Origin of the sequence: Roseomonas rosulenta, from assembly GCF_016106005.1 — a bacterium.
In the GTDB taxonomy this organism is placed as follows: Bacteria; Pseudomonadota; Alphaproteobacteria; order Acetobacterales; family Acetobacteraceae; genus Neoroseomonas; species Neoroseomonas rosulenta.
In genome coordinates this window covers 1-5,011 of the sequence record NZ_JACADR010000302.1, presented here as the reverse complement: position 1 = coordinate 5,011, position 5,011 = coordinate 1, and the positions used below count along the sequence as shown (strand labels likewise).

General features: G+C 73.8%; 5 protein-coding genes. 1 reads left to right on the top strand and 4 read right to left on the bottom strand.

Going from position 1 to position 5,011, the window contains the following annotated elements; translation table 11 throughout:
• On the top strand, positions 1 to 2,022 hold a 2,022-nt coding region (locus tag HW578_RS22710), incomplete at its 5' end, for a methyl-accepting chemotaxis protein (protein ID WP_198372990.1).
• Between the two features lie 33 nt (positions 2,023 to 2,055).
• Here the strand turns inward: HW578_RS22710 and pqqE are convergent.
• The 4 genes from pqqE to pqqB form a co-directional block, all read right to left on the bottom strand.
• Positions 2,056 to 3,156, bottom strand: a complete 1,101-nt coding sequence (pqqE, locus tag HW578_RS22705) for a pyrroloquinoline quinone biosynthesis protein PqqE (RefSeq protein WP_198372989.1) — start codon at positions 3,154 to 3,156, stop codon at positions 2,056 to 2,058.
• Positions 3,153 to 3,422 carry a pyrroloquinoline quinone biosynthesis peptide chaperone PqqD gene (pqqD, locus tag HW578_RS22700; protein ID WP_198372991.1) on the bottom strand — a complete coding sequence of 90 codons (270 nt, stop codon included), beginning with the start codon at positions 3,420 to 3,422 and terminating at the stop codon, positions 3,153 to 3,155. The genes pqqE and pqqD overlap by 4 nt, the downstream gene beginning before the upstream one ends.
• On the bottom strand, positions 3,422 to 4,147 hold the full coding sequence (pqqC, locus tag HW578_RS22695) for a pyrroloquinoline-quinone synthase PqqC (protein WP_198372988.1): 726 nt from the start codon (positions 4,145 to 4,147) through the stop codon (positions 3,422 to 3,424). The genes pqqD and pqqC overlap by 1 nt, the downstream gene beginning before the upstream one ends.
• The coding region (gene pqqB / locus HW578_RS22690; protein ID WP_198372987.1) for a pyrroloquinoline quinone biosynthesis protein PqqB at positions 4,144 to 5,011 on the bottom strand (868 nt) is incomplete at its 5' end. The genes pqqB and pqqC, both read right to left, overlap by 4 nt.

The window sequence follows — 5,011 nt, the reverse complement described above, 5'->3', positions numbered from 1 at the left end:
CAGGCGGCGGCGCAGGTCGGCGACCGGGCGGCGGCGGAGCTGCTCGGCGCCGTCGCCACGCGCGCCGGCGCCTATGCCGCCGCCATCGCCGAGCAGGCGCGGCTGCGCCTGGCCATGCTCTCGGCGCGCGACGAGGGCTTCCTGCAGCGATCGGCGGAATACGACCAGGCCTTCGAGGGGGCCAATGCCGCGATCGAATTCGACCTGTCGGGGTCCCAGCAGGAGGATGTGCGCACGCGCTTCATCGCCTTCCACCAGGGCGTGAACGACATGCGCGCCTCGGCGCTGCGCTACCTGGCCACCGGGGATGACCGGCAGGCGCAGCGCACGCGGCGCGCGGCGGCCCAGGCGCGGGTGCACATGCGCGGCGCCATCTCCGCCGCCCAGGGCAGCGAGCGCGTGCGCGAGGAGCTGGAGCGCATCGCCCGCACCGCCGAGCAGGCGAGCGACAGCGCCATCGCCGCCATCGAGACGGGCGCCGCCCTCCGGACCTTCGCGGAGGAGCAGGCGCGCCCGGCGCGCGACGCCTTCGCCGCCGCCGTGGCCGCGGCCAATGCCCGGCTGTCGGAGCTGACGGCGGCGTCGGCGCGGGCGGTCACCGCCTCGCTCGGCCGGCAGGACCGCATCGTGCTGCTCGCGGCCGGTGCCATCGTGCTGGTGCTGGTGCTCTCGGCCTGGCTGATGACGCGCAGCATCGGCGCGCCGCTGCGCCGCCTCGCCGCCGCGATCGGCGAGATCGCCGCCGGGCGCGCCGGCGTGGCGGTGCCCGATCGCGGCCGGCGCGACGAGATCGGGCGCATCGCGCAGGCGGTGGAGGGCCTGCGCGGCAACGTGGCCGAGGCCTTCGCGCGCAGCCAGATGATCGAGCAGATGCCGATCGGCGTGCTGGTCGCGGACCCGCATGACGAATTCCGCATCACCTACGCCAATGCCTTCTCGATGCGGTTGGTCCGCGACCTCGAGGCGCACATGCCGGTCAAGGCGGAGGAGATGATCGGGCAGAGCATCGACATCTTCCACAAGATGCCGGGGCGCATCCGCACCATGCTGGCCGACCCCGCCAACCTGCCGCACAAGGCGCGGGTGCGGATGGGGCCGGAGACGCTCGACCTCAACGTCACCGCCATGCACGACGCCGAGGGCCGCTACAGCGGCGCCATGCTCGCCTGGCACCGCGTGACCGAGCAGGCGCGCCTGGCCGACACCTTCGAGGCCGATATCGGCGCCGTGGTGAATTCGGTGGCCGCGGCGGCGGCGCAGATGCAGCAATCCGCGCGCAGCCTGACCGAGGCCGCCGCCGAGAGCGGGCGCGAGGCGATAGCCGTCAGCGAGGCCGGCGTGCAGGCCAATGCCGATGTCCAGGCGGTGGCAGCGGCCGCCGAGGAGATGGCAGCCTCGGTCGAGGAGATCACGCGCCGCGTGGCCGAGGCCGCCGATGTGGCGCGCCGCGCGGTGGCCGAGGCGAAGGCAACCGATTGCACCGTGCGCGGCCTGGCGGAAGCGGCCTCGCGCATCGGCGACGTGGTGCGCCTGATCGGCGAGATCGCCGGGCAGACCAACCTGCTGGCGCTGAATGCCACCATCGAGGCTGCGCGGGCTGGCGAGGCCGGCAAGGGCTTCGCGGTGGTCGCCTCCGAAGTGAAGAACCTGGCCGGCCAGACCGCCAAGGCGACCGAGGAGATCGGCCGCCAGATCGCCGAGATGCAGGGGGCGACCACCCAGGCGGTCGACGCCATCCGCGCCATCGGCGCGACGGTGGACCGCACCAGCGACATTGCTACCGCGATCGCCGCCGCGGTCGAGGAACAGGGGGCGACCACGCGCGAGATCGCGCGCAGCGCGTCGCAGGTGGCCCAGGCGACCGAGACGGTGGCGCGGCGGATCGAGGGGATCCGATCGGCATCGGAGTCCACCGGGAGCTCCGCCGGCGCGGTGCTGGAGGCGTCCGGCGCGCTCGCCGGCGATGCCGACACGCTGCGCCAGCGGGCGGACAACTTCCTGCGCGCGGTGCGCGCGGCGTGAGGGCGCCGCCGCCCCGCGCCATGCGGGGCGGCGTCAGCCGGCCGGGGTGGCCCGGGCGAATTCGCGATAGGTGAAGCGTGCCTCCGCCGCCGCGGCCTCCTGCACCGCGAGGTCCAGCAGCGCATGGTGTGGCGACAGCGCGCAGGCCGGGTCGGTCGCGGCGGCATCGCCGGTCAGCGCGAAGGCCTGGCAGCGGCAGCCACCCCAGTCGATCTCGCGCCGGTCGCAGACCCGGCAGGGATCCTTCATCCAGGACGTGCCACGGTAGCGGTTGAAGGCTTCCGAAGTCTCCCAGATGTCGCGCAACGACATCGTGCGCACGTCAGGGAAGTCGAAGCCGGGCAGGCTTTCCGCGGCATGACAGGGCAGCGCGCGGCCGGCCGGAGAGATCGCCATGACCCGGCTGCCCCAGCCGCCCATGCAGGCCTTGGGGCGATGCGCGTGGTAGTCGGGCACCACGTAGTCGATGACGAGACGCCCCTTCAGGGCGATGCGCGCGGCATCGACCGTCGCGGTCGCGGCATCGAGCTGCGCGCGCGTGGGCAGCAGCGCGGCGCGGTTCGCCAGCGCCCAGCCGTAGTACTGCACATGCGCGACCTCGAGCCGGCCGGCGCCGAGTTGTAGCGCAAGGTCGATCAGCGCCGGCAGGCGGTCGAGGTTCTGCCGATGCACCACGGCGTTGAGCGTCAGCGGCAGCCCGGCCTCGGTCACGTGGCGCGCGGCCTCCAGCTTGCGGGCATGCGCGCCGGCCATGCCGCCAATGCGCTCGGCGCCCTCCGCCTCGGCGTCCTGCACCGACAGTTGCACATGGTCGAGCCCGGCCCCGGCCAGCGCCGCAACGCGCGCCGCGTCCAGCGTGACGCCCGCGGTGATGAGGTTGGTGTAGAGCCCGGCCTGCGCCGCCGCCGCCACCAGCTCGACGATGTCGCGCCGCGCAGTGGGCTCGCCGCCCGAGAGATGCAGCTGCAGCACGCCGAGCGCCGCCGCCTCCCGGAACACCCGCGCCCAGGTTGCGGTGTCGAGCTCGGCCGCGACGCGCGTGAGTTCCACCGGGTTCGAGCAATAGGGGCAGCGCAGCGGGCAGCGATGCGTCACCTCCGCCAGCAGGCCGAGCGGCGGGGCGATGCCGGTCACGTCGCCACCACGCCCTTGGCCGCGAGGTCGGCCAGCATCTCGCTCACGTCGGCCAGGATCTCGTCGCGCGGGGCGGCGAAGCGGGCGGCGAGCTCGTCGGCGATCGCACCCACGCTACGCGCACCATCGACCAGGCGCAGCACTTCCAGCGCGATCTCGTCCGGGACGAACATGCGTTCGGGGGCGAGCACGATCCAGCGGCCGCGCACCGCGTCCTCGCGCAACTTCACGCCGCGGTTCAGGCGCGGGACGGTTGCCGCATCCATCACGGGCGGAAGGCGCCGGGCGGCGGCAGGCCCGGCTCCACATAGGCGAAGTGCAGCGCATCGAGCTGCGCCCAGAGCAGGTCGCACTTGAAGCGCAGCGCGCCCAGCACCTGGTCCTGCTCGGCCCGCGTGCGCGGCACGCGCTTCACGTAGTCCAGCGCGAAGGCGACATCGACCGGCGCCTGGGTCAGGCGCGGCGTGAAATACGCCAGCGTCGTCTCCGAGACGAAGTCGTAGTTCTTCAGCATGCCAGAAACCCGCTGGCTGATGATGTTGGGGGAGAACATCTCGGTCAGCGAGGAGGCCACCGCTTCCAGCACCGAGCGGTCGCGCACGAAGGCGACATAGGCATCGACCGCGAAGCGCGTGCCCGGCAGCAGCCCTTCCAGGGAGACGACGTAGTCGCGGTCGAGCCCGAGCCCGTCGGTCAGCGCCAGCCAGCGCTCCACCCCGCCCGGCGTCACGCCGTCCCCGTCATGGTCCACCAGGCGGCGGCGCCATTCGCGGCGCAGTTCCGGCGTGGGCAGGCGCGCCAGAACGGTCGCGTCCTTCTTCGGGATGCTGGCCTGGTAATAGTAGCGGTTCAGCGCCCAGGCCTGCACCTGCGCCTTCGTCAGCTTCCCGCCATGCAGCAGCCGGTGGAAGGGGTGGCGGATGTGGTAGCGCTCCTCGCCGATCGCCTGCAGGCGCGCTTCCAGTTCCTGCGGGGAGAGCATGTCGGTCATGGGATGAGGATCTCCATCCCGTCCTCCGCGACCTCCCAGCCGGCGGCGGCGACCTGCGCGCGCTCGGGGCTGTCGGCCAGCAGCACGGGGTTGGTGTTGTTGATGTGGATGAAGACGCGGCGGCGCAGCGGGAGGTCGCGCAAGGCGGCAATGGCCCCGCCCGGCCCGTGGATGGACATGTGGCCCATGCGCTGGCCGGTCTTCGGGCCGGCGCCGGCGCGGATCATCTCGTCGTCGCGAAACAGCGTGCCGTCGAACAGCAGCGTGTCGGCGCCGGCGATGCGCGCGGCGAGGCCGGGCGTCATGGCGGCGCAGCCCGGAATGAACAGCAATTCGCCCCCGCCGGCGGAAACTGCGAGGCCGATGGTCGCACCGTCATCCGCCCGGCCCGGATCGGCGCCGGCTTCCTCGAACAACGGCACCTTGCCCGGCACGGCGAAGGCTTCGAGCGTGAGGCCGAGCGGGGCGCCCGCCGCATCCGCCAACGCCACCGGCCGGCCGAGCGGCAGGTCCCGCCGCGGCACCAGGGCGCGGTCCAGCACATTGAAGATCGGGTTGGCGTCAAGCGTGGCCAGCGCCGCCGCGCCGGCATGGAGCGCGAAGGGCTGGCGCTCGCGCAGCGTGAGCAGCCCGGCGATGGTGTCCACCTCGGCCCCGGTCAGCACCACGGCGGCGATCGGCGAATGGCGGATGCGCCCCGGGGCGGGCACGGGGTGCAGCGCGGGGGTGGCGGCGATCTGGGCGCGCAGGTCGGGGGAGGCGTTCAGCAGCGCCCAGCGGGCGCCATCGGCGCTGACCGCGAGCGAGGCCTGGCTGCGCGGGGGCGCGGCGGGGTCGCCGGCGCGGGCGCGCAGGCAAGGTCGG